The sequence below is a fragment of the Streptomyces sp. CA-294286 genome, from assembly GCF_050947155.1.
Classification (GTDB): domain Bacteria; phylum Actinomycetota; class Actinomycetes; order Streptomycetales; family Streptomycetaceae; genus Streptomyces.
Genome location: NZ_CP192005.1, coordinates 3215028 through 3241500, shown reverse-complemented (window position 1 = coordinate 3241500; position 26473 = coordinate 3215028). Strand labels below are relative to the sequence as shown.

Sequence of the window (26473 nt, the reverse complement as noted above, 5' to 3'; positions counted from 1 at the left end):
CTCGGCCCGGGACGAGTCACCGTAGCCAGGCATGTGCACGCCGGTACGCCACTTCCGCAAGCGTCCCACGTACGAGTGAGACGCGCACGGAGGTCACCGCTCCCAGCACTCCACTTCCCGCAGGTCCGGCATCCGGTCCCGTACGAACAAGGGGTCGACGCCCATGCGCCGCTGCTCCCGGTAGTCCTCCAGCAGCCGGAACGCGATCCCTGAGAGCGGGATGATCGCGACCATGTTCACCAGCGCCATGAAGCCCATGAACACGTCGGCCAGGTTCCACACGATGGACACCGATCCGAGCGCGCCCAGGAACACGGTCACCAGGACCAGCACCCGGTAGGTGGGCAGCACCCACTTCTTGTCGTCACCGGTGATGAACTCGATGTTGGACTGCCCGTAGTAGTAGTTCCCCATCATCGAGCTGAACGCCAGCATGAAGACGACCACCGTCAGCACGTGCCCGGCCCAGTCGCCCAGCGACGACGTCAGGGCGCTCTGCGTGAGGTCGGCGCCCTGCCGGGCGCCCCCGAGGTCGGGGGTGGTCGTCAGGATGATGAAGGCCGTCATCGTGCAGATCAGGATCGTGTCGAAGAAGACGCCCAGCGACTGCACGAGGCCCTGCTTGACGGGGTGCGAGACCTCGGCCGCGGCGCCCGCGTTCGGGGCCGAGCCCAGTCCCGCTTCGTTGGAGAACATGCCGCGCCGGATGCCCTGCTGGATCGCCGTGCCGATCGCGCCGCCCGCGACCTCCCGGAAGCCCAGCGCCCCGCCGACGATGTCCGCCAGCACCCGGGGCACGTCGGTGATGTTGAGGACGACCACCACGGCGCCCAGCAGCAGGTACAGCAGGGCCATCACGGGCACCAGGACCTGCGTGACGTTGCTGATGCGCCGTACGCCGCCGAAGACCACCAGGCCGAGCAGGACCGCCAGCACCACGCCGATCACCGGCTCCCGCCACGGGGCGTCGCCGCCGAAGGACCCGCCGACCACCGAGACGATCGTATTGGCCTGCACCGCGTTGAAGACGAAGCCGAAGGTGAGCGTGATGGTGACGGCGAACAGCACGCCCAGCCACCGCTTCCCCAGGCCCCGCTGCATGTAGTACGCGGGCCCGCCACGGTACGTGCCGTCGTAGTCCCGCACCTTGTACAGCTGGGCGAGCGCGGACTCCACGAACGCGGACGCCGCGCCCACCGTCGCCATCACCCACATCCAGAACACCGCGCCGGGCCCGCCCAGCGTGATGGCCGCCGCGACGCCCGCGATGTTCCCCGTACCGACCCGGGCCGCCGCCGAGATGGTGAAGGCCCCGAAGGACGACACGGACTTCCGTCCGCGTGCGTCGGGCAGCGCCTTGTCGCCCAGCACCCGGATCATCTCCGGGAACATCCGCAGCTGGACGACCTTCGAACGGAACGTGAAGTAGAGGCCCGCGCCGATCACGAGCGGGATGAGCAGATAGCTCCAGAAGACGTCGTTGACGTCGATGATGAATGAGTCCAGGTTTCCCATGGGGCACAGCTTGCGCATCTATGGCCGGGTTTATCCAACCGAAACCTTCTGAATGCCCGTCGGATACGCCACTGGGGCGGCACCCCGAAGGGATACCGCCCCAGTGGACCTGCCTACTGCGTCAAGCAGAGGGAGCTGGACTCAGAAGTCCATGTCCCCGCCCGGCATGCCGCCCGGGGCGGCGGCGCCGGCCTTCTCGGGCTTGTCGGCGATGACGGCCTCGGTGGTGAGGAACAGCGCGGCGATCGACGCGGCGTTCTGGAGGGCGGAGCGCGTGACCTTCGCCGGGTCCAGGATGCCTTCGGCGATCATGTCGACGTACTCACCGGTGGCGGCGTTCAGGCCGTGACCGATGGGCAGGTTGCGGACCTTCTCCACGACGACGCCGCCCTCAAGACCACCGTTGACGGCGATCTGCTTGAGCGGGGCCTCCAGCGCGAGCTTCACGGCGTTGGCGCCGGTCGCCTCGTCGCCGGTGAGCTCCAGCTTGTCGAAGACGGCCGAGGCCTGGAGGAGGGCGACGCCACCACCGGCGACGATGCCCTCTTCGACGGCGGCCTTCGCGTTGCGAACGGCGTCCTCGATGCGGTGCTTGCGCTCCTTGAGCTCGACCTCGGTGGCGGCACCGGCCTTGATGACGGCCACGCCGCCGGCCAGCTTCGCCAGGCGCTCCTGGAGCTTCTCGCGGTCGTAGTCCGAGTCGCTGTTCTCGATCTCGGCACGGATCTGGTTGACGCGACCGGCAACCTGGTCGCTGTCACCGGCGCCGTCGACGATGGTCGTCTCGTCCTTGGTGATGACGACCTTGCGGGCGCGGCCGAGCAGGTCGAGACCGGCGTTCTCCAGCTTGAGGCCGACCTCCTCGGAGATGACCGTGCCGCCCGTGAGGATGGCGATGTCGTTCAGCATGGCCTTGCGGCGGTCGCCGAAGCCCGGGGCCTTGACGGCGACGGACTTGAACGTGCCGCGGATCTTGTTGACGACCAGCGTGGAGAGCGCCTCGCCCTCGACGTCCTCGGCGATGATCAGCAGCGGCTTGCCGGACTGCATGACCTTCTCCAGCAGCGGAAGGAGGTCCTTCACGTTGCCGATCTTCGAGTTGACGATGAGGATGTACGGGTCGTCCAGGGACGACTCCATGCGCTCCATGTCGGTGGCGAAGTACGCCGAGATGTAGCCCTTGTCGAAGCGCATGCCCTCGGTGAGCTCAAGCTCCAGGCCGAAGGTCTGCGACTCCTCGACCGTGATGACGCCTTCCTTGCCGACCTTGTCCATCGCCTCGGCGATGAGCTCGCCGATCTGGGTGTCGGCGGCGGAGATGGAGGCCGTCGAAGCGATCTGCTCCTTGGTCTCGACATCCTTCGCCTGCTCCAGCAGGGCGGCGGAGACGGCCTCGACGGCCTTCTCGATGCCACGCTTGAGGGCCATCGGGTTCGCGCCGGCGGCTACGTTGCGCAGACCCTCGCGGACCAGGGCCTGGGCCAGGACGGTCGCGGTCGTCGTGCCGTCACCGGCGACGTCGTCGGTCTTCTTCGCGACTTCCTTGACCAGCTCGGCGCCGATCTTCTCGTACGGGTCCTCGAGCTCGATCTCCTTGGCGATGGAGACGCCGTCGTTGGTGATCGTGGGCGCGCCCCACTTCTTCTCAAGGACGACGTTGCGGCCCTTGGGGCCAAGGGTGACCTTGACGGCGTCGGCGAGCTGGTTCATGCCACGCTCGAGGCCGCGACGGGCCTCCTCGTCGAACGCGATGATCTTGGCCATGTGAAGTGGTCCTCCCAGGACGTAGGGGGCACCCCCTGCTCCTCAAGAGCTTGGGGGAGGATTTCTTCGGACCGGTGGTCGGCGCCCGCGACGGACGGCCCGGGAGCGCGGGGGAATCCTTACCCCCACGCCCCTCGGACCTCACCTACCTGGTCCAAGTTTCTGTCACTCTCACGGGGAGAGTGCTAACGCCAATGATTAGCACTCGGCATAGGAGAGTGCAAGCGACTACCACGGATCCGGGGGTCGCGGCACCTCGTGGGCCGGACGCACGCAGGGCCCGCACCCCGGTGACGGGGTGCGGGCCCTGCGTGCGTGAGTGCTGGTGAGTGCGTCGGTGGCCGATCGCGCCGAGATCAGACGGCGAGCTTGACCATGTCCGCCTGCGGACCCTTCTGGCCCTGCGAGATCTCGAACTCGACTCGCTGACCCTCTTCAAGGGTGCGGTAGCCGTCCATCTGGATCGCGCTGTAGTGGACGAAAACATCCGCACCACCGTCGACCGCGATGAAGCCGTACCCCTTCTCCGCGTTGAACCACTTGACGGTGCCCTGAGCCATGCCTAACTCCCCTATTACTGGCCCTTGCGCGGGACCGCACTTCGCGGCCCCGGGTCAGACCCCACCTTCCGACAGGAGTGGAAGGTGTGCGCCGTAGCGCGTCGACCGCGGCTGAATGTATCCGCCCAACTGCCCTCTGCAACAGGCCAATCGGACGTGAATTCTGGGCAGGGCCGAACACTCGGATCGGTCAACTGGCCATATTCCAGGGCAAGTCGGGCCGGACATACTGTGCGCATCGGCAGCAAAAGGCTCGAACACGCGCGCCGCATCTTGTCGCCTTCTCATATGCACGGGGCATGGGCGGCGACCGGGGCTTCCCCTACTCTACCCCTTTCAACCCTACGGAATTGCCCCCTCCGCTTGTGAGCGAAGGGGGCAACCGGAGGTGGTGTGCGGCCAGTTGTACGGCTCAGCCGCCGGCGACGGCGGGAATGATGGAGACGCCCGCGCCGTCCGGCGTCGGCGTCCGGAGGCCGCTCTCGAAGCGCACGTCGTCGTCGTTCACGTACACGTTCACGAAGCGGCGCAGCTTGCCCTGGTCGTCCAGGACGCGGGCGGCGATGCCCGCGTGGTTCTTCTCCAGGTCGGCGATGACCTCGGCGAGGGTGGCGCCCTCGGCGGCGACCTCGGCCTCGCCGCCGGTGTACGTGCGCAGGATGGTGGGGATGCGGACCTTGACGCTCATGGTGTTCAGCCTTCCGGTACGGGGGTGGTTCAGCGGGCCAGGCCGGCGTCGCGGAACGCCTCCAGGCTCGGGCGGATGGTCGCGGAGGGGCCGGTGGTCGGCGCCACCGCGTCCAGCGTCTTGAGGCCGTCGCCCGTGTTGAGCACGACGGTGGTGAGCGTCGGGTCCAGCAGCCCGGCCTCGATGAGCTTCCTCGTGACGCCGACGGTCACTCCGCCGGCGGTCTCCGCGAAGATCCCTTCCGTACGGGCCAGAAGCTTGATCGCGTCGACGACCTGCTCGTCGTTCACGTCCTCGACGGCGCCGCCGGTGCGGCGGGCGATGTCCAGGACGTACGGGCCGTCCGCCGGGTTGCCGATGGCGAGGGACTTGGCGATGGTGTTCGGCTTCTGGGGCTTCACGACGTCGTGCCCGGCCTTGTACGCGGTGGAGACCGGCGAGCAGCCTTCCGCCTGGGCACCGAAGATCTTGTACGGCCTGTCCTCCACCAGACCCAGCCCGATCAGCTCCTGAAGACCCTTGTCGATCTTCGTGAGCTGCGAACCGGAGGCGATCGGGACGACGATCTGGTCCGGCAGCCGCCAGCCGAGCTGCTCGCAGATCTCGTACGCCAGGGTCTTGGACCCCTCGCCGTAGTAGGGGCGCAGGTTGACGTTGACGAAGCCCCAGCCCTCGCCGAGCGGGTCGCCGATCAGCTCGGAGCAGAAGCGGTTCACGTCGTCGTAGTTGCCCTCGATGCCGACCAGCTCGCCCCCGTACACGGCGGCCATGACGACCTTGCCCTGCTCCAGGTCGTGCGGGATGAACACGCAGGAGCGGAAGCCGGCCCGCGCGGCGGCGGCGCCGACGGCTCCGGCCAGGTTGCCGGTGGAGGAGCAGGAGAGGGTGGTGAAGCCGAAGGCGCGGGCGGCCTCGACGGCGATGGCGACGACGCGGTCCTTGAAGGAGTGCGTCGGGTTGCCCGAGTCGTCCTTGACGTACAGGCCGCCGGTGACGCCCAGCTCGCGGGCCAGGTTGTCGGCCTTGACCAGCTTGGTGAAGCCGGGGTTCAGGCTGGGCTTCTCGGCGACGTCGGCCGGGACGGGCAGCAGGGGGGCGTAGCGCCAGATGTTGTCCGGACCGGCCTCGATGCGCTTGCGCAGCTCCTCGGGGCCCTCGGCGGGCAGGTCGTAGGCGACTTCCAGCGGGCCGAAACAGAGCTGACAGGCGAAGATCGGGCCGAGCTCGAAGCGCTCTCCGCACTCGCGGCAGGAGAGGGCCGCGGCGGGGCCGAGGTCGACGGTGGTGGTGGCTTCGGTGGTCTGCACAGCCATGATGGCGAGGTCCTTCCTCATCTTCCCCGCGACGGCTTTCGCCGCGAGACGGAATTGGCACCTTCCCGGCCTGACCTCGCGGTCGGCAGGGGGGTTGCCGGGACTTCGACGGGCCGTTTCCCTCAGTCCCTCTGGATGAGCGCTGTGACTCCGGATTGCCCCGCGTGAGCGGGCCGGGTGTTTGTGGGCGCCGACGACCCCGGCATGCGCCGGTCGTCCGCGTTGTTCAAGACTGTAACCGAACCCCCGGGGGCTTGAGACAGTCGTCCGGAACGCGAGATGGATCACAGAATCGGGAGTGCAGAGGTGCTGGAAGAGGTGGAGCGCTGGCTGGGCACGCGGTCGTGGGCGGCTGCCGACCGCCCGTTGGAGTGGCTGCTCGCCGCGAAGGCGGCCCGCGGCACCACCGTCAGCGTCGTCCTGCCCGCACTCGACGAGGAGGCGACGGTCGGGGCGATCGTGACCGCGATCCGCCGCGACCTGATGGGCCCGCGGGCCCCCCTGGTGGACGAACTGGTCGTGATCGACTCCGGTTCCTCGGACGGAACGGCGCGGGCGGCGGCCGACGCCGGGGCCCGGGTCGTCCACCGGGACGACGTCCTGCCGCGCCTTCCGGCCGTGCCGGGCAAGGGCGAGGTGCTGTGGCGCTCCCTGCTGGTCACCGGCGGCGACGTCGTCTGCTTCGTGGACGCGGACCTGAGGGACTTCGACGCGTCGTTCGTGTCGGGGATCGTCGGCCCGCTGCTCACCGAACCGGACGTGCAGTTCGTCAAGGCGACGTACGACCGTCCGCTGGACGGGGCAGCCGGTCAGGGCGGCCGGGTCACCGAGCTGATGGCCCGCCCGCTGCTCAACCTGCACTGGCCGCTGCTGGCCGGTTTCGTCCAGCCGCTGGGCGGCGAGTACGCGGTCCGCCGCTCACTCCTGGAGCGCCTGCCCTTCCCCGTCGGGTACGGGGTCGAGATCGGCCTCCTCATCGACTCGCTGCACACTGTCGGCCTCGACGCCCTCGCCCAGGTCGACGTGGGCGTCCGCGTCCACCGCCACCAGGACGGCCAGGCACTGGGCCGGATGGCCGCCGCCATCTACCGCACCGCGCAACTGCGCCTCTCCCGCGGTCACTTGCTGCGCCCGTCGCTGACCCAGTTCGAGCGTGCGGACGGCGTCTTCGTCCCCCGCACCCACCCCGTGGACGCCGAGGAACGGCCGCCGATGCGGGAGATCGCCGAGTACGAGGCGCGGCATGCGGCGTAATCGCGGGTGGGCTCGCGTGGCGTGACCGCGCCCGTCACGCTCCGTGTCCGATGGTCGCCCCATGCGTCTCCTCCGCCCTCTCCGCACGTCCGGTGTCCTTCTCGCCGCCACCGCGCTGATGGCCGCCGCTCCGCTCGCGTCCGCCCACGAGCCCGGGATGCCCGGACAGCCTGCCCGCAGCGACCCCGACCACCGGGAACTGTGGCTGGCCACCGGGGGCACGGCGGCCCTCGCGGGCCTCGGCGCGCTGGGGGCCGCGTCCGTACGGAGCCGGCGCAGGCCGTGCTCACGGCGGGCGGGGTGCCGTACGCACGTTTGAGGGGAACCTTTACCGGCTAGGTTTCGCCACATGACCTCCGCGCACGACCATGCCCAGACCCACAAGGCCCAGATCCTCGTCGCGTCCAACCGCGGCCCGGTGTCGTACACCCTCGGTGACGACGGCGAGCTGACCGCCAAGCGCGGCGGCGGCGGCCTGGTCTCCGGACTCTCCGCGATCGGCCCGGACGCGGACGCGCTGTGGGTGTGCTCGGCGCTCGGGGAGGGCGACCGGGAGGCGGTGCGGCGCGGCGTCGGCGAGCCCGGCGTACGGATGCTGGACATCGACGCGGACACCCACGCGGCCGCGTACAACGGCATCTCCAACTCGGTCCTGTGGTTCGTCCACCACATGCTGTACCAGACCCCGCTGGAGCCGGTCTTCGACGCCGGGTTCCGGGAGCAGTGGGCGGCGTACGAGGCGTACAACCGGGCCTTCGCCGAGGCGCTCGCCGAGTCGGCGGCCGAGGGCGCGGCGGTCCTCATCCAGGACTACCACCTGTGCCTGGCCCCCGGAATGCTCCGCGCGCTCCGCCCCGACCTGCGCATCGGCCACTTCTCGCACACCCCGTGGGCCCCGGTCGACTACTTCCGCCTGCTCCCCGACGACATCGCCGAGCAGTTGCTGCGCGGCGTCCTGGGCGCGGACCGCGCCGCCTTCCTGACCCGGCGCTGGGCCGACGCGTTCACCGCGTGCGCGCTGGAGCACCTCGGCGAGGAGGCCCTCGACGGCAAGCGGATCGGCGTGCACGGGCTCGGCGCGGACGCCGACTTCCTGCGCGAGCGCGCCCACCGGGACGACGTGCAGGAGCGCCTGGTCTCGCTGCGCGAGCAGGTCGGCGGCGACGGCGCCCGCAAGACGGTCGTACGCGTCGACCGCACCGAACTGTCGAAGAACATCGTCCGCGGCCTCCTCGCGTACGAGCACCTTTTGGACACCCGCCCCGAGTGGCGCGAGAACGTCGTGCACATCGCCTTCGCGTACCCCTCCCGCCAGGACCTCGCCGTCTACCGCGCGTACACGGCGGAGGTGCAGCGCACGGCCGACCGCATCAACTCCGCGTACGGCACGCCCACATGGACCCCTGTCGTCCTCCACGTCAAGGACGACTTCGCCCGCTCCCTGGCCGCGTACCGACTCGCCGACGTGGCCCTGGTCAACCCGATCCGCGACGGCATGAACCTGGTCGCCAAGGAGATCCCGGTCGTCTCGGACGGGGGCTGCGCCCTGGTCCTGTCCCGCGAGGCGGGCGCGTACGAGGAGCTCGGCGACGACGCGATCACCGTCAACCCGTACGACGTGATCGGCACCGCGGACGCCCTCCACGAGGCGCTCTCCATGGACGCGGACGACCGCGACCACCGCACGAAGCGCCTCGCGTCGGCGGCGACCGCACTGCCCCCGCAGAAGTGGTTCCTCGAACAGCTGGAAGCCCTGCGGTCGTGAACTCCCGCTCCACAGAAGGCTTTTGAGGCGCATGTGACCGTGCGGCGAGGGAACCCGGCCCCACAGGGAAAGGGGGCTCCCAATGAGAGGGACGGTCACGGACGCCGTGCTGGCGCGGGGCGACACGGACGGATCCGACTGGGCCTGGTTCGGCGCGATCTTCGGGCTCTACCTGGCGGTCGGCTACGCGCTGGAGTACCGGGCGAAGAAGCGCAGGGGCGCGGCCAGGCCCGCGCATGCGGCGATGGAGGGGCTGTTCTCCGAGCGGGACGGATTCAGCCCGAAACAGCACTTCCTCAGCCGGATGGTGGCGCTGGGGGGCGGGCTGGCGGTGGGAGTCACCGGCCTCCTCACCCGGAGCGCGCCGCAGGCGCTCCACATCGCGGCGATGGTGGTGGTCGGAGCGCTCGGGATCTTCGCCTGGGCGTACTTCGACCACCGCACGGAGGTGCGCAGCGAAGGATGACGGGGCCCGGCGCGGAACGGCGGGGCCGAGGCGCCTGCCGAGGGCCGGACGGAAGGGCTGCCGAAGGGGCTGCCGGGGACCGGGCGGGGCATGACGGGCGGAACGCCGAAGGCCCGGAACTCTGACGAGTTCCGGGCCTTCGGTCCTGTGAGTAGCGGGGACAGGATTTGAACCTGCGACCTCTGGGTTATGAGCCCAGCGAGCTACCGAGCTGCTCCACCCCGCGTCGGTGAACACGACACTACGGGGTTTCCTCGGCGGTGGGAAATCGGTTCCCGGCCGGGCCGTGCGGGCTCAGGCGCGGCCGTGCGACGAAGCACCCGACGCAGTCGCCAACGCCCGCAGCAGACCGGCGACTTCCGCCGGGCCGGCCAGTCGCAGATCCGCCCTGCCTCCCAGTTCGGGTACGGCCGTTCCGCTGCACACCAGCAGGCCGGGCACCCCCTCGGAGCGGAGCTTCTCCACGGCCCCGTACGCCGGGAGGTCTCCCAGGTCGTCGCCCGCGTAGAGCACGGACGTCGCACCGACCTCGTGCACGAATTCGGTGAGGGCGACACCCTTGTCGACGCCCGGGGGCCGTAGCTCCAGGACCATGCGTCCCGGCTCGACGATCAGCCCGTGGCGGGCGGCCAGCTCGGTCAGGGGCCCGCGCAGCGCGTCGAAGGCCGCCTGCGGATCGGAGGCGCGCCGGGTGTGGACGGCGACGGCCTGCCCCTTCTCCTCCACCCAGGTGCCGCGCCACGCCCCGTGCGTGTCGAGCACGCCGGGCAGCTCGGCGCGCACCGCGTCGATGCCGGGGTGCGGGTCGGGGGCCCGGACGGTGCCGGTGGCGGCGTCCCAGCGTTCCGCGCCGTAGTGGCCGAGAACGGTGAGGTGGTCGAGGCCGGGAACTCCGGCGAAGCCGCCGTACCGTACGGCGACGCTCGCCGGGCGACCGGTGACGATGGCCACGGCCGCCACCTGCGGGGCGAGGGCGGCGAGCGCGGGGACGGCATCGGCGTGCGCGCGGGCCTGCTCGGGGTCCGCGACGATGTCGGCGAGCGTGCCGTCGAAGTCGAGGGCGACCAGGGAGCGGCGGGGCTCCGCCAGAATCGCGGCGAGGCCGTCGCGCCCGGCGGGCGTGGACGGTTCCGGTACGGCGAAAGTGTCCATACGCCGACCCTACCGGGGCCCTCCCGAAAGGGTCCCCGAAGGGCCGGTGGAGGACGCGGTCGCACGGTCCACCCGGACCCGGACGGCCCGAACGGGAACCGGCCGCATCGCGGGGACGGACCGCACGGGGACGGGGTGGAAACCCGCGCGGACCCGAGCGGCACGGACAAGAGCCGACCGCAGCGCGGGAACGGACCGCACGGGGCGTGGGGACAACCCACTCGGACCCGAGCGGCCCGGACGAGCCCGAGCCGCAGGTACGGGCAGCGCCTCAGCGGCGCGCTCGCCTCTCCTCGCGGATCCGGCGCAGGCGGTTGACCGTCACGGGGTCGTGCGCGACGGCCCGCGCATCGTCCAGCAACGCGTTCAGCAGTTGGTAGTAGCGCGTCGGCGAGATGCCGAGCTGCTCGCGGACGGCCCGTTCCTTGGCCCCGGGCCCGGCCCAGCCCTGCCGCTCGACACCCAGCACCGCCAGCTCCCGCGCCGAGAGGCCCGAGGCATCCGCCTCCTCGGCGTCACCGGGCCCCTCGTACGGCTCGGACGCCTGTCCGTGCAGCTCGGGCCCGACGCCGTCCGGCTCGGGCCCGACGCCGTGCAGCTCGGGCCCGACGACGGGCCGCTCATCGGCGTCAGATCGCTGTTCCGGCTCGGCGCCGGGCCGCTCGGGCTCGACGTCCGGTCGCCGCTCGTGCTCAGCGCCCAGCCGCTCATCGACCTCGGGGCGCTGCTCCGGCTCGGCGCCCGGTCGCCCCTCCGGCTCGACGCCCGGCCGCTCCGGCGCCTCTTGGTTCGGCTCAGGCACGTCCATGCCTCCCAGCCTATTGCTGCGCGCTGTCCACCGCCGCCGCCTCCCGCGACAGCGCTCCCAGCACGCCACCGGGCGTGTTGCCGGGCTCGACGGCCGCGCCGATCTCCTGCTTGACGTTCTCGCTGACCTTCGCCCAGGACGTCTTGCCCACCGGGTACAGCTTCGCGGTCGGCATCGCGTCGAGGAACTTGCGGGTCTTCTGGTGCTTGCTGTCGGCCAGCATCTTGTCGGTCGCGGTGAGCGTGACCGGCTGGAGGTCGAACTCTTCGGCGAAGGCCAGCACGTTCGCGTCCTCGTAGGCGAAGTCGAGGAACTTGCCGATCTCCTTGCGGTGACCGTTCTGCTTGAAGCCCATCATCCAGTCGGCGACGCCCATCGCGGAACGCTGCTTGCCGTCCCTGGTGGGCAGCGGCACCATCTCGTACTTGACGCCGTTCTTCTCGGCCTGCTGCATCAGCGAAGGGTGGCCGTTGAGCATGCCGACCTCGCCCTTCGCGAAGGCCGCGAATGCCTCCTTGCGGTTGAGCTTGCCGGGGGCGACGGGGCCGGTCAGGCCGGGGCCGACCAGCTTGTCCTTGAGGAAGGTGAAGGCGCCGATGTTGTCGGCGGAGTTGATCGAGTACGCGCCGATGTCGTCGGTGTAGCCGGAACCGGCGGCCAGCATCCAGTTCATGGTCTCGGCCTGCGCCTCCTCCGGGCCGAGCGGAAGCGCGAAGGGGTACTTCACGCCTTCCTCCTTGAGCGTCTTGGCGTCGGCGGCGAGGGCGTCCCAGGTCTTCGGGGCGGAGTCGATGCCGGCCTTCTCGAAGAGGTCCTTGTTGTAGAACATCAGGCGGGTGCTGCCGACGAAGGGCATGCCGTACTGCATGCGGTCGACCTCGCCCGCCTTGGCGAGCGGCGCCAGGAAGTTGGCCTGGGTGGGGATCGAGACCATTTCTTCGACGGCGTAGAGCTTGCCGTCGGCCACGTAGTCGGCGTATGCGCCGATCTGGGCGATGTCGGGGGCCTTGCCGGCCTTGACCATCTCGGCGACCTTGCGGTCCACGTCGTTCCACGAGTGGATCGCGACGTCCACCTTGACGCCCGGGTTCTTCGTCTCGAATTCGCGGGCGAGGTTGTTCCAGTACTTCTTGGTGCCGTCGCCGCCGTCGAGGTTGTAGTCGGCGGCGACGAACTTCAGCGTCACCTCGTCGGAACCGCCGACACCGAGACTGCCGCAACCCGCGACGGTCGTTGCCACAGCAAGTGCGGCTATCGCCGCGGTCAGACCCAAGTAGCGCCGCTGCACAGCCCGTTCCACCCTCTGATGCTCATTTATCTGCCCGTTTTGCGCCAGTGTGTACGGCGCCCTCATGAGGCCCGCGCATCCTACCGACACCCTTGTCCGCATGAGTTGCGATGAGTTGTGATTTTCCCTCACGCACGACTACCCGGTCTACACCACTTGGGTATCTCTTACGCAACACCTTCCGCAAATCCCGTAAGGGCTGCTAAGCAGGGCGACATCAAGGTCAACAACGCCGTCCACGTTCCCGAGGAGCCGTCGCGCATGTCCCGTACCTCAGTTGAGATTGCCACCCAGCCGACCTGCTGGCGGCGCGCCGCCGAGTACGCGACCGACTTCGAGGGCCTTCCCCTGCCTGGTGAGCGCGTTGCCGTCACCGGCTGCGGCACCTCGTGGTTCATGGCGATGGCGTACGCGGCACTGCGCGAGGCAGCGGGCCAGGGCGAGACCGACGCGTTCGCCTCCTCCGAGTTCCCGGTCGGCCGCTCCTACGACCGTGTGGTGGCAATCACGCGTTCCGGCACCACGAGCGAGGTGCTGGCGCTGCTGGCGGAGGTACGGGGGAAGGCTCCCACCCTCGCCCTCACCGGCGACCCGAAGACCCCGGTCATGGACGCGGCCGACACGATCGCCGTCCTCGACTGGGCCGACGAGGAATCCGTCGTGCAGACCCGGTTCGCGACGACCGCACTCGCCTTCCTCCGCGCGGGACTCGAACGCACCGGCTCCCTCGCGCCCGGCGTGAAGACGGTGGCCGCCGCCGCGGTCGACGCCGAACTCGCGGTGACCGAGCCGCTCCCGGAGTCCGTCACCTCCGCCGAACAGTGGACGTTCCTCGGCCGTGGCTGGACGTACGGGCTGGCCCAGGAGGCCGGGCTGAAGATGCGCGAGGCGGCCGGCGCGTGGACCGAGTCCTACCCCGCCATGGAATACCGCCACGGCCCCATCTCGATCACCGGGCCTGGCCGGGTGGCCTGGATGTTCGGCCCCCTCCCGGAGGGCCTCGCGGGCGACGTCACGAACGTCGGCGGCACGCTCGTCACCCACGCCGGCGCCGACCCCATGGCCGACCTGATCCGCGCCCAGCGCCTGGCGGTCGTCCTCGCCGAGTCGAAGGGTTACGACCCCGACCACCCCCGCAACCTCTCCCGCAGCGTCATCCTCCCCTGATCCCGCACACGCACCCTGCCCGCCCCGGTAGCCCTTTGGGCGGCGGGGCCGGCCCTACGTCAGCCCTCTTGGGGCGGCGGGGCCGCCCCAAGAGGACGCGAGGGGTCCCTGCACGAGCGAAGGCGAGTGCCTGGGGGGCGGGGATCCCTCTGCACAAGCGAAGACGAGTGCCTGGGGAGGGCCGGCAAGGGGATGGCCCCCCTTGCCGGAGGTGCGCCCCCCGGCCTGAGACCCATCGGAGGCGCACCCCTCGTCGAAGGCCCCACCGGAGGTGCGCCCCCGGGCCTGAGACCCCACGGGGGGGGGTGCACCCCCCGCCGGAGGCCCCCACCGGAGGCGCCCCCCGCCCCACCCCCGCCACCGCACGCCCAACCCCACCCCCTCCCCGTTACGCACACGCCCCCGTACCCGTACGCCCCCGTGCGCCCCCGCCGCTCACGACCCACCCCCCAGTGGACTAGACCTATCCGAGGTCGACGCGCGACACTACCCCCGTGAAACACGTCATCGCCCTCGATGTAGGCGGCACCGGCATGAAGGCCGCCCTGGTCGCCCCCAACGGCACCCTCCTCCACGAGACCCGCCGCCCCACCGGCCGGGACCGCGGTCCGGAGGCTGTCGTCGAGTCGATCCTCGCCTTCGCCGAAGACCTCCGCGCATACGGCGAGGAACACTTCGGCGAGAGCGCCTCGGCCGCCGGCGTGGCCGTCCCCGGCATCGTCGACGCCGAGCACGGCATCGCCGTGTACGCCGCCAACCTCGGCTGGCGCGACGTCCCGCTGCGCACCCTCCTCGGCGAACGGCTCGGCGGCATCCCGGTCGCCCTCGGCCACGACGTCCGCACCGGCGGCCTCGCCGAAGGCCGGGTCGGCGCCGCCCAGGACGCCGACCGCTTCCTCTTCGTCGCCCTGGGCACGGGCATCGCGGGCGCCATCGGGATCGCCGGCGCGATCGAGGCGGGCGCCCACGGCAGCGCCGGCGAGATCGGCCACATCGTGGTGCGCCCCGGCGGCGTCGACTGCGGCTGCGGCCAGCGCGGCTGCCTGGAGCGTTACGCCTCCGCCTCCGCCGTCTCCCAGGTCTGGGCCGACGCCTCCGGCGACCCCGCCGCCGACGCGGCGGACTGCGCCAGGGCCGTCGAGAACGGCGATCCCCGGGCCCTCCGGGTCTGGCAGGAGGCGGTGGACGCCCTCGCCGACGGCCTCGTCACCGCCCTCACCCTGCTCGACCCCCGCACCCTCATCGTGGGCGGCGGGCTGGCCGAGGCCGGTGAAACCCTGTTCGTACCGCTGCGCGCGGCGGTCGCGCAGCGCGTCACGTTCCAGCAGCTCCCCACGATCGTGGCCGCCGCGCTCGGCGACACGGCGGGCTGTCTGGGCGCGGGCCTCCTCGCCTGGGACCTCCTCGCCACGTACAACGACAGCACCGCCCACAGCAGCGACGCCGACGACAGCACCGCCACGAACCGCACCGCCGACACCGCCACCCCCACCAACCGCACCGCCGACACCAGCACGACGCCCGCGCCCACGCCCGGCACCCCCACTCCCCGCACCCCCCACCCCATGCGCACCGACGTCATGGACACCACGGAGGTAACCGACCGATGACCACCCACCAGGTCCAGGTCCTGTCCGGCGCCCAGGTGGTGCTCCCCACCGGCACCGTCGACGGCGGCCGGGTCATCGTCGACGGTACGAAGATCGCGGGAGCGCTCCCCGGCACCGCGGCCTCCGCCCCCGAACACCGCACCCTCGACCTCTCCGGTCACTGGGTCGTCCCCGGCTTCGTCGACATGCACGTGCACGGCGGCGGCGGCGCGTCCTTCACCTCCGGCACGGCGGAGGAAGTGCTCCAGGCGGTCGCCACCCACCGCGCGCACGGCACGACCACGATGGTCGCCTCCACCGTCACCGAGGAGATGGACGTCCTCGCCTCCCGTGCGGCGCTCCTCGCCGAGCTGGTCCAGCAGGGCGACCTGGCCGGAATCCACTTCGAGGGGCCGTTCATCTCCCCCTGCCGCAAGGGCGCGCACAGCGAGTCGCTGCTGCGCGACCCGGACCCGGCGGACGTGCGCAAGCTGATGGACGCGGCGCACGGCACGGCGAAGATGTTCACGCTGGCCACGGAGATGCCGGGCGGCCTGGACTCCGTACGCCTGCTCGCCGAGCACGGCGTGCTCGCCGCCGTCGGCCACACGGACGCCACGTACGAGCAGACCGTGGCCGCCATCGACGCGGGCGCCACCGTCGCGACCCACCTCTACAACGCGATGCCCGCCGTCGGCCACCGCGCCCCCGGGCCGATCGTCGCGCTCCTGGAGGACGAGCGGGTCACCGTCGAGCTGATCAACGACGGCACGCACCTGCACCCCGGCGCCTTCCGGTTCGCGTACCACCACGCGGGCGCGGCGCGCGTCGCGATGATCACCGACGCGATGGACGCGGCGGGCTTCGGCGACGGCTTCTACGACCTCGGGCCGCTCGCGGTCGAGGTGCGCGAGGGCGTGGCCAGGCTGGTCGAGGGCGGCTCGATCGCGGGCTCCACGCTCACCCTGGACAAGGCGTTCCGCCGTTCGGTCACGATCGACGGGCTGTCCGTCGAGGACGCCGTGCGGTCGCTGTCCGCCAACCCCGCCCGCCTCCTCGGCGTCGACGACAGGGTCGGCTCCCTGGAGCCCGGCAAGGACGCGGACCTGGTCGTCCTGGACGCGGACTTCGCGGTCAAGGGCGTGATGCGCAGGGGCGCTTGGGTCCTGGAGCCCGAAGTCGGCTGACCTTTCGCCGAATTCGCCCCGAATCAAGGGGAGGTGACCGGCCCGTCCCCCTGGGCCGGTCACCTTCTCTTTGGCATGATCACCGTGGCGGACACATGAGAAGGTGCCTTCTCAGCAGGCGTCCGACAACGCTACGGGGGTGAACGAGGGTCATGAGCCCGATCCTGACAGTCACGCTGAACACCGCTCTCGACCTCACCCATCACGTTTCGCGACTCGTTCCCCACGCCTCCCACCGGGTCACGTCCGTGACGGAGCGTCCGGGCGGCAAGGGCCTCAACGTGGCGCGGGTCCTGGCCGCGCTCGGCCACGAAACGGTCGTCACCGGCTTCGTCGGCGGTGCGACGGGTGCCGTCGTCCGGGACCTGCTCGCGTCGGAGTCCCCCGTCGACGCCCTGATCCCCATCGCCGGAAACACGCGTCGCACCCTCGCCGTCGTCGACGCGTCCACCGGCGACACCACCCAGTTCAACGAACCGGGCCCGGCCGTCGCCCCCGCCGAGTGGGAGACGTTCCTCTCCGCGTACGGCGAACTCCTGAGCGGCGCGCGGGCGGTGGCACTCTGCGGCAGCCTGCCGCCGGGCATCCACGTCGGTGCGTACGCCGACCTCGTCCGCCGTGCCCGTGCGGCCGGTGTCCCCGTCCTCCTCGACACGAGCGGCGAACCCCTGCGCCGGGGCGTCGCCGCCCGCCCCGACGTCATCAAGCCCAACGCGGACGAGCTGGCCCGGCTCACGGGCTCCCGCGAGCCCTCGACCGCGTCGGCGGACGCCCGCCGCAAGGGAGCGCGCGCGGTCGTCGCCTCGCTGGGCCCGGACGGGATCCTCGCCACGACGGAGGAGGGCCGCTGGCAGGCCGCACCTCCGGCGCCCGTGAGGGGAAACCCCACGGGCGCGGGCGACTCGGCGGTGGCCGGCCTCCTCTCCGGCCTGGTCACGGGCCTCTCGTGGCCCGACCGTCTCGCGCTGGCGGTGGCCCTGTCGGCGGCAACGGTCGCCGCTCCGGCGGCGGGCGAGTTCGACCGGGCGACGTACGAGTCCCTGCTGCCCCGGGTCGAGGTCACCTCACCCGCGAGCGGCAGCGCACCCCGGTGAGTCCCACCCCGCACCCGAGCACCAGAACAGGAAGCCGACATGCCCCTGGTCCCCACCGGTGAACTCGTCGCAGCCGCCACCGGCTCCGCTGCCACCGCCCTCGCCGCCTTCAACGTCATCTCCCTCGAACACGCCGAGGCGATCGCCGCCGGAGCCGAGCAGGCCGGCTCCCCCGCCGTGCTCCAGATCTCCGAGAACGCCGTCAGATTCCACGGCGGCGACCTCATCGCCCTCGCCTCCGCCACGGCCGCCGTCGCCCGCGCCTCCTCCGCCCCTCTCTCCCTCCACCTGGACCACGTCGTCTCGGTCGACCTCCTGCACGCGGCCCACGGGGCCGGGTTCAGCTCCGTGATGTTCGACGCGTCGAAGCTGGACTACGACGACAACGTGAGGGCGACCGCCGCGGCCGTCCGCTGGGGCCACGAGCGGGGCATCTGGATCGAGGCGGAACTCGGCGAGGTCGGCGGCAAGGACGGGGAGGCTCCGCTGGACGCCCACGCACCCGGGGTAAGGACCGACCCCCAGGAGGCCGCCACTTACGTCGCGGACACCGGCGTCGACGCACTCGCCGTCGCGGTCGGCTCCTCGCACGCCATGACCGAACGCACCGCCACCCTCGACCACGCGCTGATCGCCGCTCTCAGGGAGGCGGTCCCGGTCCCGCTCGTCCTGCACGGCTCCTCGGGCGTCCCGGACGACGAGATCCGGCGCGCCGTCGCCGCCGGCATGGTCAAGATCAACGTCGGCACGGCCCTCAACACGGCCTTCACGGGTGCCGTACGGGCGTACCTGGACGCCCACCCCTCGGTCGTCGACCCCCGCAAGTACCTCGCGCCGGGCCGCGACGCGATGGCGGCGACGGTGGCCCACTTCCTGGCCACCGTCGGCTGACGGGCGGTCGGCCGGACGGCACACCGCACGCGCCGCGGACACTCCCGGTGCGGCAGACGCGACGCCCTGCGGCGCCCTACTGGGGTACGCGAAAGCCCCCGCCGGACAACTGCCGACGGGGGCCGCGCGCTTCGCCCGAGCCGGACGAAGTGTGCCGTCTAGGAGTTCTTGTGACCGGCGCTCAGGCCCACCCGGTCGAGGTTGGCCTCACAGCCCTGCGGGCACGAGATCACGAAGGTGTTGTCGCCCGCCTGGAGGTTCACGTAGGAGTAGGTGTTCTTCCAGCCCTTCTCCCAGTCGCCCTCCGGCGTGTTGCCGTAGTTCTTCATGGCCACGCCGGTCGCGTGCGGCTTCCCGTTGACCGTCAGGTCGGCCTTGACGTCCTTGCCCGGGGTGCCGTAGTCGACGGACAGCGTGTACGGGCCCGCCTCCGGCACCTTCACCGTCCACGTCGCCGTCGAGCCGGGCTTCGACAGCGGCACGTACGCCCCGCTGTCCGACTTCGCGCCGGGGATCGTCTTGTCCGTGGTCATGCCCGTGGCGAGTTGCAGCGCTCCCGCCTGCACCGTCGGCAGCTCCACCGGCGGCTTCGTGTCCTTTGTGGGCTCCGTGGTGGGCGAGGGCTCCTGGGTCTGCTTCTGACCGCCCGCGCCGCCGGTGTTGGCGCCGCCCGCCTGGGGGCCCTTGTCGTCGTTCTCCTTGCCGAAGTACAGCGCCGCGCCGATGCCGACCACCACGGCCGCGACCACCGCGAGCGCGCCGATCAGCAGGCCGCGCGTGTTCGGGCCGCGCCCGCGTCCGCCGCGACCGCCGTGCCCGCCCAGCCCGCCGTCGGCGAGGTGTGCGGCCGGGCGTGCGGGGGGCGCGCCGCCGGGCTGCGTCTCGGGGGCGGCGTAGTGCGCGTTGGGCTGTCCGTACTGCTGCCGGCCGGGCTCGCCCGCGTACCCCTGCTGCTGCGGGAACGCCTGCGTGGCCTGCTGTCCGCCGTGCGCCTGCTGGCCCTGCTGGTGGCCGCCGTACGTGCGTTCGCCGACCGCTCTCACCTGGTTGTACGACGTCCTGGGGACCCCGCGCTGCGAGCTCGGGCCCGGGTAGCCGTAGCCGCCGCCCGAGTGTGGCGGCTGCGCGCCTGCCGCGCGTCCGTCCTCGTAGAGGTAGCCGAACGGATCGTCGTCCTCGGGTGTGCTCGTGCCGTTGTTCCCGGCCGTCATCCCAGCGTCACTCCTCACCATGTTCGCCAGCGTCGCCGACCGGGCGAGCCTACCCGCTGCGGGCGAACCGCCTTGGGGACATGGGTCACACCGAGGAGTACGGACGGTTCAGCCGGCCCGCCGGTGCACCCTGGACTGGACCTTCGAACGCGACCGCTTCTCGATGTACATGCGCTGGTCGGCGGATTGCAGCACCTCGTCGACGGTCATCCCGCACGCCGCCCAGCCGATGCCGAAACTGGCTCCGACCCGTACCGCGCGCCCGTCCACCCGGATCGGCGGAATGATCGCGTTACGGAGGCGGACGGCCAGGTCGGCGGCGTCCGCGCTGCCCAATCCGTCGGCCAGGACCACGAATTCGTCGCCCCCGAGCCGCGCGACGGTGTCACCGTCGCGTACACAGGTGGTCAGACGGCGTGCCACTTCGATCAGCACCGTGTCACCGGCCTGGTGTCCGAAGCGGTCGTTGATGGACTTGAAACCGTCCAGGTCGCAGAACAGGACCGCCAGCCCCTTCGTCCCGTCGTCGATCGGAACGCCGCCGTCCGTGACGCCCTCCTGGGGCGCGACGGTGTGCACGTGGTGGTCGTAGAAGCCGGGCTCGCCCTCGCCCATCGGGTCGCCGTAGAACCCGTCGTCGTACGTGGCGACGCCGTCGTACGTCACGCCGTCGTCGTACGCCCCGTCATAGGCGGCGTCCAGAGCCTCCACGGCGGTGGCGCGCACCGCGTGCGGCCTGCGGCACAGCCGTGCGCTCAACCGGGCGCGCAGTTCGGCGCTGTTGGGCAGGCCGGTGAGGGAGTCGTGGGACGCGCGGTGCGCCAGGTGCAGCTCGTGCCGCTTGCGCTCCTCGATGTCCTCGACGTGGGTGAGCAGGAAGCGGGGGCCGTCGGCGGTGTCGGCGACGACGGAGTTGCGCAGCGAGACCCACACGAAGCTGCCGTCGCGGCGCTGGAGCCGCAGCTCGGCCCGGCCGCCCTCGGCGGAGGTGCGCAGCAGCGTGCCGACGTCCTCGTGGTGGACGAGATCGGCGAAGGAGTAGCGGCGCATCGCGGAGGCGGGACGGCCCAGCAGTCGGCACAGGGCGTCGTTGGTGCGCAGGAGGCGTCCGTGCTGGTCGCCGCCCATCTCGGCGATGGCCATGCCGGAGGGGGCGTACTCGAAGGCCTGCCGGAAGGATTCCTCGCTGGCCCGCAGGGCCTGCTGCTCGCGTTCCAGGCGTACCAGGGCGCGCTGCATGTTGGAGCGCAGGCGGGCGTTGATGATGGCGATGGCGGCCTGGGAGGCGTACATCGTGAGCGCTTCCTGCGCCCAGGCGCCGGGGCGGCGTCCGCCGCGCGGCCGGTCGACCGAGATGACTCCGATCAGCTCGCCCTCGCCGCCGGACGCGTACATCGGCGCGTACAGGCGGTCGCCGGGGTGCCATTCGTCGGCGAAGCGGGGGTCGGGGCCCTCGGTGTGCCACTGGGGCACGTCGTCCTCGACCAGCACCCATCCCTCGTGGTGCGGGATGAAGTGGAGGTCTCCCCACCGCTCGCCCATGGTCAGCCGCCGCTCCCAGGAGGAGCGGGAACCGACCCGGCCGGTGATCAGGGCCTCTGCCGCGCTGTTGCCCGCGAAGGCGGCGACGACGAGGTCGCCGTCGGGGCGTACGAGGTTCACGCACGCCAGCTCGTACCCGAGACCGGCGACTATGCCGTCCGCGACGGCCTGCACGGTGTCCGACAGACTCCGTGCCGTGTTGAGGTCAGCGACCACCCGGTGCAGTTGCCGCAGGGTCGCAAGACGGACGTACGGCTCCGACTCGGCCTCCATGACCCGCTCCCCGAGACCTCGACAGCAACGACAGCAACTCCAGGCTTCTCATCGTCCGATTGCCACGGCCACTGAATCACAGCGCGCTGCCCTCCCGGTACACAGGGTCAACAATATCTCCGTTCTGTGACTCAAGTCACAAAGTCGTTCCGGAAGTTGACCTTGCGAAGCGGAAAGCGCTTCCGGACTGCTCACAGCCCCGTATGGCCGAAAACACGCGGCGAGCGGAAGGCGCGGCGCGGTATGTCGGCCATGGGACCTAGGTCGCATCTGGTCCCTGTGCCCGATGTGCCGGGTCATGATGCGGCCTAGCGTCGGTCAGGTGTTGCAGACGACGGAAGCCACCCCCGAAAGCGCCCCCCGGAGCCCCCTCGCTTCGCCCGGACAGACGGCGACCCCCCATCCTGTGGGGGTGAGCAATGACGAGTTCCGCGCGGCGATGGCCCGTTTCACGGCGGGCGTGACGCTGGTGACGGCCCATGACGAGGACGGCGGCCCGCGCGGCGAGGACGTCGGCATGACCGCGACGGCCTTCATGTCCGTGTCCCTCGACCCGCCGCTGGTGATGGTCTCGGTCCGCAACGGCTCGCGCATGGACGACCTGCTCGCCGAACAGCCCCTGTGGGCGGTCTCCCTGCTGTCGGAGGGCCAGCGGCACATCGCGGGCCGCTTCGCCATGAAGGGCCGGATCAGCGACCGCCTGCTCTTCGCGGACATCCCGTGGAAGCGGGGCGAGGTCTCCGGCGCACCGCTGGTCGGCGGCGCGCTCGCCGTCGTCGAGTGCCGCACCCAGCAGCGGGTGGAGGCCGGGGACCACACCCTGGTCATCGGCCACGTCCTCGCGGTCGACCTGCCGAACGACGACGACGGCCCCCTCGCCTACTTCCGCGGCTCCTACCGCCGACTCGGCTGATCCGCGCGGGACCGTCCGCGCCGGACCTTCCGCGCCGCGCACTGACAGCCGAGCCGGGCCCTCCGCGCCGCACGCCGACACCCGAGCCGGGCCGCCCGCGCCGCGCACCGACAGTCGAGTCGGGCCCTCCGCCCCGCACACCGACACCCGCGCCGGGCCGTGCGGACCGTCCGGGCACGGGCCGCACGGCCGGCGCCGGCAGCCGTGTCCACCCCGGCGTCCGTGTCTGCTCCCGTGAACCCGCCCGCTCCCGTGGACCCGTCCGCTCCGGCAGCCGTGTCCGTCGGCGGCCTCCTCAGCGGACGACGTCGAAGACGTTCTTCTGGAGGCCGTTGGCGTATGCCTCGTACTCGACGAGCTCCAGCTTCTGGGCGTCCTTGTCCGTGGCGCTGAACAGCCGCTTGCCCGCACCGAGCAGCAGCGGGAAGACGAGCAGGTGGTAGCGGTCGATGAGGCCGGCGTCGGAGAGGGCGTGGTTCAGGGACGCGCTGCCGTGCACGATGATCGGTCCGCCCTCGGTCTCCTTCAGCGCGGCGACCTCGTCGAGCGAGCGCAGGATCGTGGTCCCGCCCCAGTCCGACACCAGGTCGTCGTCGGTGAGGGTGGTGGAGACGACGTACTTGGGCATCACCTTGTAGTCCGCGAACTCCTCCATGGCGGGCCATACGGGACTGAACGCCTCGTAGCTGGCGCGGCCCATCATCAGCGCGGCGGACTCCCTCTGCTCGCGCTCCTTGATCTCGAACGCCTCGGGGAGGAACTCGACGTGCTTGAAGGTCCATCCGGAGTTCCGGTACCCGGGCTCGCCGCCGGGGGCCTCGACGACGCCGTCGAGCGAGACGAAAGCGGTGCTGATCAGGGTGCGCATCGTGGAATCCTCGGCATCTCGTGTCTGGTTTCGCAGCAGGTACGGCCGGTGCACGGGCCCACGCCACTCGCCCGCGGTCGCGTCGCACCCACCATGAACTATGACTGGGGACCACGCGGAAACTCATCGCTGTTTCCCCGGCCGTTCCGCGAAAGCGACCTCCGTCGCCGGAGGTTCCGCCCCGGCCCGCAGGGACTCAGTGCCAGTCGCGGCCCGACCGGCCGCCCTTGGTCTGGCTGCGCTGCTTCTTCTCGCGCAGCCGCCGTTCGTTGATGCCCCGTGGGATTTTCGTCGCCCGCCGCGGCCTCGGCGGCGGCGCGCTCGCCTCCGCGAGGAGCGACGCGAGGCGGACCGCGGCCGTCTCCCGGTTCCGCCACTGCGACCGGTGCTCGGAGGCGTGCACCGAGACCACCCCGTCGACCAGCCGTCCCGCCAGCCGCTCCAGCGCCCGCGTCTTCCACACCTCCGGCAGCGCGTCGGTCCGCGCGAGGTCGAAGCGCAGTTCCACTCTCGTGTCCGAGGTGTTCACATGCTGGCCACCGGGCCCCGACGACCTGGAGAAACGCCACATGAGCTCGGCCTCCGGGAGGGAGACGGAGCCACGGATGATGTAGGGCCCGGACATGCGTCCATAGTCCCTGCTCACCCCCCTCGGCGTCACTCCGGTTTCGGGTCCGCCGGGCAATTCGGCAAAGAAAGTAAAGAGAACCGCGCGAAGCAGGAACTTCCTGAGACCCTGGCCGCGTTAGATGGGTGACGGTAGCTTCGGCACTCGTACCGGAGCCCGCACATCACGAGGAAAGGGACATCCCATGGCAGTAAGCCTCAGCAAGGGTGGCAATGTTTCGCTCTCCAAGGAGGCCCCGGGCCTGACCGCCGTCACGGTCGGCCTCGGTTGGGACGTCCGCACGACCACGGGCACGGAGTTCGACCTCGACGCGTCCGCCATCGCGGTGAACCCCGAGGGCAAGGTCTACTCGGACGGCCACTTCGTCTTCTTCAACAACAAGGCGACGCCGGACCAGACCATCGTCCACACCGGTGACAACCGCAGCGGCGAGGGCGAGGGCGACGACGAGCAGATCAACGTCAACCTGGCCGGCCTGCCCGCCGACGTCGACAAGATCGTCTTCCCGGTCTCGATCTACGACGCGGAAGCCCGCTCGCAGAACTTCGGCCAGGTCCGCAACGCCTTCATCCGCATCATCAACCAGGCCGGCGGCACCGAGATCGCGCGCTACGACCTGAGCGAGGACGCCGCCACCGAGACCGCCATGGTCTTCGGCGAGCTGTACCGCAACGGTGCGGAGTGGAAGTTCCGCGCGGTGGGCCAGGGTTACGCCTCGGGCCTCACCGGCATCGCCCAGGACTTCGGCGTCAACGTCTGAGGACGTACGGCGCCCGCGTGACCTGACCGGTCACCGCGAAGGCCCCGCTCACCGCCTGCCTCGCCGCAGCGGTGGCCGGGGCCTTCGTGCGTCCGCGCGTGGCCGGCTCCCGTGCGCCAAGCCGCATCCAGCCCCGGCCGCTGCCCCTGCCGCTGCCCCTGCCCCTGCCCCTGCCGCTGCCGCTGCCCGGAAGGGTCGTCGAGCTTCATGCCGGCACGCCACGGGGCACGGGGCACGCGTGGGCGTTTCGGAGGACGCGAGAGCGGGCGAGGTGGAGGCCGGCCGGTCCTCCCGTCATGCCCCGCCGTCGACGGTCATCCGGCGGGAGTCGCCGGTTTGTCGTCGCCGTGCAGCCAGACCTTCCAGATGTCCGACAGGTCCTCGTCCGTCGCGTCGTCGACGTACGCCGTGAAGTCCGCCGTGGAGGCGTTGCCGTGGCGGTGGTCGGCGGCCCAGCCCTGCACGATGCCGAGGAAGGGTTCGTCGCCTACCGCCTGCCGGATCCTGTGCAGGACCATGGCGCCGCGCTTGTACACGGGGGCGTCGGAGATACGGCTCGGGTCCGGCGGACTGCTGGGCGGAAAAGCCCAGTTGGCGCCTTGGGCGAACTCCCTCTCGAACCGCTTCCGGGCACTCTCGCCGCCGTGGTCCTCCGTGTACATCCACTCCGCGTACTCCGCGAAGCCCTCGTTGAGCCACATGTCGCTCCAGGTCTTCGGCGACACCGAGTTGCCGAACCACTGGTGGGCGAGTTCGTGCAACTGTGCGGACTCGAAGCTTTCCATCCCCCCGTACACCGGCTTGGTCTGGGTCTCCAGCGCGTAGCCGACGTCGCCGTCCCGCGCGACGACCGACCCGACGGACGAGAAGGGGTACGGCCCGAAGTTCAGGACGCACCACTCCATCATCTCCGGGATGCGGCCACGGAGTCGGGCGCTCGGCCCGTCCATCGACTCCTCGGCCGCCGCGTACACCGGGACGGTCCGTACGGCGTTCTCCTCCTCCGCGTCCAGTTCGGCGGGGGCCGTCGCCCGCATCACCTCGAACTTCCCCACCGCCAGCATCGCCAGGTAGCTCGCCATCGGCTCGCGCATGCGCCAGTCGTAGGTGACACGACCGGCCCGCACCGTCGGGGCGTTCCGCAACTCGCCGTTGCTGAGGGCGGTCTGGCCCTCGGGGACGGTGACCTTGATGTCGTACGTCGCCTTGTCCGACGGGTGGTTGTTGCCCGGGAACCAGGTCATGGACCCCGACGGCTGGCCGACCGCGATGGACACCTTGCCGTCCTCGGCGCGCAGCCAGCCCTCCTGGTCGGTGTCGGCGTTGGTGATCCGGGCCGGGGTCCCGGAGTACCGGACGACCGTCCGGAACGTCTCGCCCTTCCGCAGGTCCCGCTTCGGCCGGAGCGTCAGTTCGTTGCCGGCCCGGTTCACCGCCGCCTTCCGGCCCTCGACCGTCGCGCCGTCGACCTTCAGCCCGGCCAGGTCGAGGCTGAACGCGCTGAGTTCCTGCGTCGCCCGTGCCGTGATCTCCGCGACGCCCTTGAGCCGGTGGGCGGCCGGGTCGTACTCCAGGTCCAGGGCGTAGTGCGAGACGTCGTAGCCTCCGTTGCCCAGCTTCGGGAAGAGCCGGTCGCGCAGCCCGTGCGCACCCGGGGAACCGGTGACGGCACCGGGCGCCCCGGCCGTGCAGCCGGAAGCGGCGGCCACCAGGAGCAGCGCGGCCACGGCGGAGAGGACCGCACGAGCACGGGCAGACCCGCGACGCCGGGCCGCTC

General features: G+C 71.2%; 23 protein-coding genes, 1 tRNA gene, 1 pseudogene and 1 riboswitch. Of the genes and pseudogenes, 11 read left to right on the top strand and 14 right to left on the bottom strand.

Translation table 11 applies throughout. The annotated features are described in order from the left end of the window. Positions 1-93 precede the first annotated feature (93 nt). The 5 genes from ACQPZG_RS19200 to thrC form a co-directional block, all read right to left on the bottom strand. Positions 94-1515, bottom strand: coding sequence for an alanine/glycine:cation symporter family protein (locus ACQPZG_RS19200; RefSeq protein ID WP_433546956.1), 1422 nt, complete (start codon positions 1513-1515; stop codon positions 94-96). A 141-nt stretch (positions 1516-1656) separates the two neighbouring features. Further along, complete coding sequence (gene groL / locus ACQPZG_RS19195) at positions 1657-3279, bottom strand: chaperonin GroEL (protein ID WP_185029316.1); 1623 nt, start codon at positions 3277-3279, stop codon at positions 1657-1659. A gap of 356 nt (positions 3280-3635) precedes the next feature. Further along, positions 3636-3839 (bottom strand): cold-shock protein, encoded by a 204-nt coding sequence (locus ACQPZG_RS19190; RefSeq protein ID WP_005315736.1) that lies wholly within the window; start codon positions 3837-3839, stop codon positions 3636-3638. A gap of 412 nt (positions 3840-4251) precedes the next feature. Beyond that, a complete protein-coding gene (locus tag ACQPZG_RS19185; protein ID WP_433546955.1) occupies positions 4252-4527 on the bottom strand; it encodes a MoaD/ThiS family protein in 276 nt (91 codons plus the stop codon). Between the two features lie 29 nt (positions 4528-4556). Continuing rightward, a complete protein-coding gene (thrC, locus tag ACQPZG_RS19180; RefSeq protein WP_433546954.1) occupies positions 4557-5840 on the bottom strand; it encodes a threonine synthase in 1284 nt (427 codons plus the stop codon). A gap of 14 nt (positions 5841-5854) precedes the next feature. Next, a riboswitch (SAM riboswitch) is annotated at positions 5855-5982 on the bottom strand. A gap of 164 nt (positions 5983-6146) precedes the next feature. On the opposite strand from thrC, the gene ACQPZG_RS19175 reads away from it, so the two are divergent. The 4 genes from ACQPZG_RS19175 to ACQPZG_RS19160 all read left to right on the top strand — a co-directional run bounded on the left by ACQPZG_RS19175 (position 6147) and on the right by ACQPZG_RS19160 (position 9325). Further along, positions 6147-7094 carry a glucosyl-3-phosphoglycerate synthase gene (locus tag ACQPZG_RS19175; protein WP_433549466.1) on the top strand — a complete coding sequence of 316 codons (948 nt, stop codon included), beginning with the start codon at positions 6147-6149 and terminating at the stop codon, positions 7092-7094. 61 nt (positions 7095-7155) lie between these two features. Continuing rightward, positions 7156-7413 carry a hypothetical protein gene (locus tag ACQPZG_RS19170; RefSeq protein ID WP_433546953.1) on the top strand — a complete coding sequence of 86 codons (258 nt, stop codon included), beginning with the start codon at positions 7156-7158 and terminating at the stop codon, positions 7411-7413. Positions 7414-7443: 30 nt separating this feature from the next. Further along, positions 7444-8859, top strand: a complete 1416-nt coding sequence (locus tag ACQPZG_RS19165) for an alpha,alpha-trehalose-phosphate synthase (UDP-forming) (protein WP_433546952.1) — start codon at positions 7444-7446, stop codon at positions 8857-8859. Between the two features lie 82 nt (positions 8860-8941). Beyond that, the gene (locus tag ACQPZG_RS19160; protein ID WP_433546951.1) at positions 8942-9325 is read left to right on the top strand and encodes a hypothetical protein; all 384 of its coding nucleotides are present in this window, start codon (positions 8942-8944) and stop codon (positions 9323-9325) included. Between the two features lie 152 nt (positions 9326-9477). On the opposite strand, the gene ACQPZG_RS19155 is transcribed toward ACQPZG_RS19160, so the two are convergent. From ACQPZG_RS19155 to ACQPZG_RS19140, 4 genes are all read right to left on the bottom strand, one after another. Next, positions 9478-9551 (bottom strand) — tRNA-Met (locus ACQPZG_RS19155). A 68-nt stretch (positions 9552-9619) separates the two neighbouring features. Further along, positions 9620-10477 (bottom strand): trehalose-phosphatase, encoded by an 858-nt coding sequence (gene otsB / locus ACQPZG_RS19150; protein ID WP_433546950.1) that lies wholly within the window; start codon positions 10475-10477, stop codon positions 9620-9622. Positions 10478-10748: 271 nt separating this feature from the next. Continuing rightward, a complete protein-coding gene (locus tag ACQPZG_RS19145; RefSeq protein WP_433549465.1) occupies positions 10749-11033 on the bottom strand; it encodes a DUF3263 domain-containing protein in 285 nt (94 codons plus the stop codon). A 262-nt stretch (positions 11034-11295) separates the two neighbouring features. Further along, a complete protein-coding gene (locus ACQPZG_RS19140) occupies positions 11296-12585 on the bottom strand; it encodes an ABC transporter substrate-binding protein (RefSeq protein ID WP_433546949.1) in 1290 nt (429 codons plus the stop codon). A gap of 249 nt (positions 12586-12834) precedes the next feature. Between ACQPZG_RS19140 and ACQPZG_RS19135 the strand changes: the two genes are divergently transcribed. The 5 genes and pseudogenes from ACQPZG_RS19135 to ACQPZG_RS19115 all read left to right on the top strand — a co-directional run bounded on the left by ACQPZG_RS19135 (position 12835) and on the right by ACQPZG_RS19115 (position 18501). Continuing rightward, on the top strand, positions 12835-13740 hold the full coding sequence (locus ACQPZG_RS19135; protein ID WP_433546948.1) for an SIS domain-containing protein: 906 nt from the start codon (positions 12835-12837) through the stop codon (positions 13738-13740). A gap of 494 nt (positions 13741-14234) precedes the next feature. Beyond that, positions 14235-15152, top strand: a pseudogene (locus ACQPZG_RS19130) (ROK family protein); the annotation flags it as partial. Positions 15153-15346: 194 nt separating this feature from the next. Continuing rightward, positions 15347-16516: an N-acetylglucosamine-6-phosphate deacetylase gene (gene nagA / locus ACQPZG_RS19125; RefSeq protein WP_433546947.1), complete on the top strand. Its 1170-nt coding sequence runs from the start codon at positions 15347-15349 to the stop codon at positions 16514-16516. 152 nt (positions 16517-16668) lie between these two features. Continuing rightward, positions 16669-17610 (top strand): 1-phosphofructokinase family hexose kinase, encoded by a 942-nt coding sequence (locus ACQPZG_RS19120; RefSeq protein WP_433546946.1) that lies wholly within the window; start codon positions 16669-16671, stop codon positions 17608-17610. A gap of 39 nt (positions 17611-17649) precedes the next feature. After that, positions 17650-18501: a class II fructose-bisphosphate aldolase gene (locus ACQPZG_RS19115; RefSeq protein WP_433546945.1), complete on the top strand. Its 852-nt coding sequence runs from the start codon at positions 17650-17652 to the stop codon at positions 18499-18501. 158 nt (positions 18502-18659) lie between these two features. Here the strand turns inward: ACQPZG_RS19115 and ACQPZG_RS19110 are convergent, their stop codons facing one another. Both ACQPZG_RS19110 and cdgB read right to left on the bottom strand, forming a co-directional pair. Further along, entirely contained in the window at positions 18660-19712 is a 1053-nt protein-coding gene (locus ACQPZG_RS19110) for a carbohydrate-binding protein (RefSeq protein ID WP_433546944.1), read from the bottom strand. A 108-nt stretch (positions 19713-19820) separates the two neighbouring features. After that, positions 19821-21527 carry a diguanylate cyclase CdgB gene (gene cdgB, locus ACQPZG_RS19105; protein ID WP_433546943.1) on the bottom strand — a complete coding sequence of 569 codons (1707 nt, stop codon included), beginning with the start codon at positions 21525-21527 and terminating at the stop codon, positions 19821-19823. 301 nt (positions 21528-21828) lie between these two features. On the opposite strand from cdgB, the gene ACQPZG_RS19100 reads away from it, so the two are divergent. Then, positions 21829-22440 (top strand): flavin reductase family protein, encoded by a 612-nt coding sequence (locus ACQPZG_RS19100; RefSeq protein WP_433549464.1) that lies wholly within the window; start codon positions 21829-21831, stop codon positions 22438-22440. 295 nt (positions 22441-22735) lie between these two features. Here ACQPZG_RS19100 and ACQPZG_RS19095 read toward each other — a convergent pair whose 3' ends face one another. Beyond that, entirely contained in the window at positions 22736-23308 is a 573-nt protein-coding gene (locus ACQPZG_RS19095) for a dihydrofolate reductase family protein (RefSeq protein ID WP_433546942.1), read from the bottom strand. A 196-nt stretch (positions 23309-23504) separates the two neighbouring features. After that, entirely contained in the window at positions 23505-23933 is a 429-nt protein-coding gene (arfB, locus tag ACQPZG_RS19090) for an alternative ribosome rescue aminoacyl-tRNA hydrolase ArfB (RefSeq protein WP_433546941.1), read from the bottom strand. 187 nt (positions 23934-24120) lie between these two features. Between arfB and ACQPZG_RS19085 the strand changes: the two genes are divergently transcribed. Next, a complete protein-coding gene (locus tag ACQPZG_RS19085; RefSeq protein WP_433546940.1) occupies positions 24121-24696 on the top strand; it encodes a TerD family protein in 576 nt (191 codons plus the stop codon). A gap of 314 nt (positions 24697-25010) precedes the next feature. Here ACQPZG_RS19085 and ACQPZG_RS19080 read toward each other — a convergent pair whose 3' ends face one another. Then, a complete protein-coding gene (locus tag ACQPZG_RS19080; RefSeq protein ID WP_433546939.1) occupies positions 25011-26423 on the bottom strand; it encodes a M1 family metallopeptidase in 1413 nt (470 codons plus the stop codon). Positions 26424-26473 lie beyond the last annotated feature (50 nt).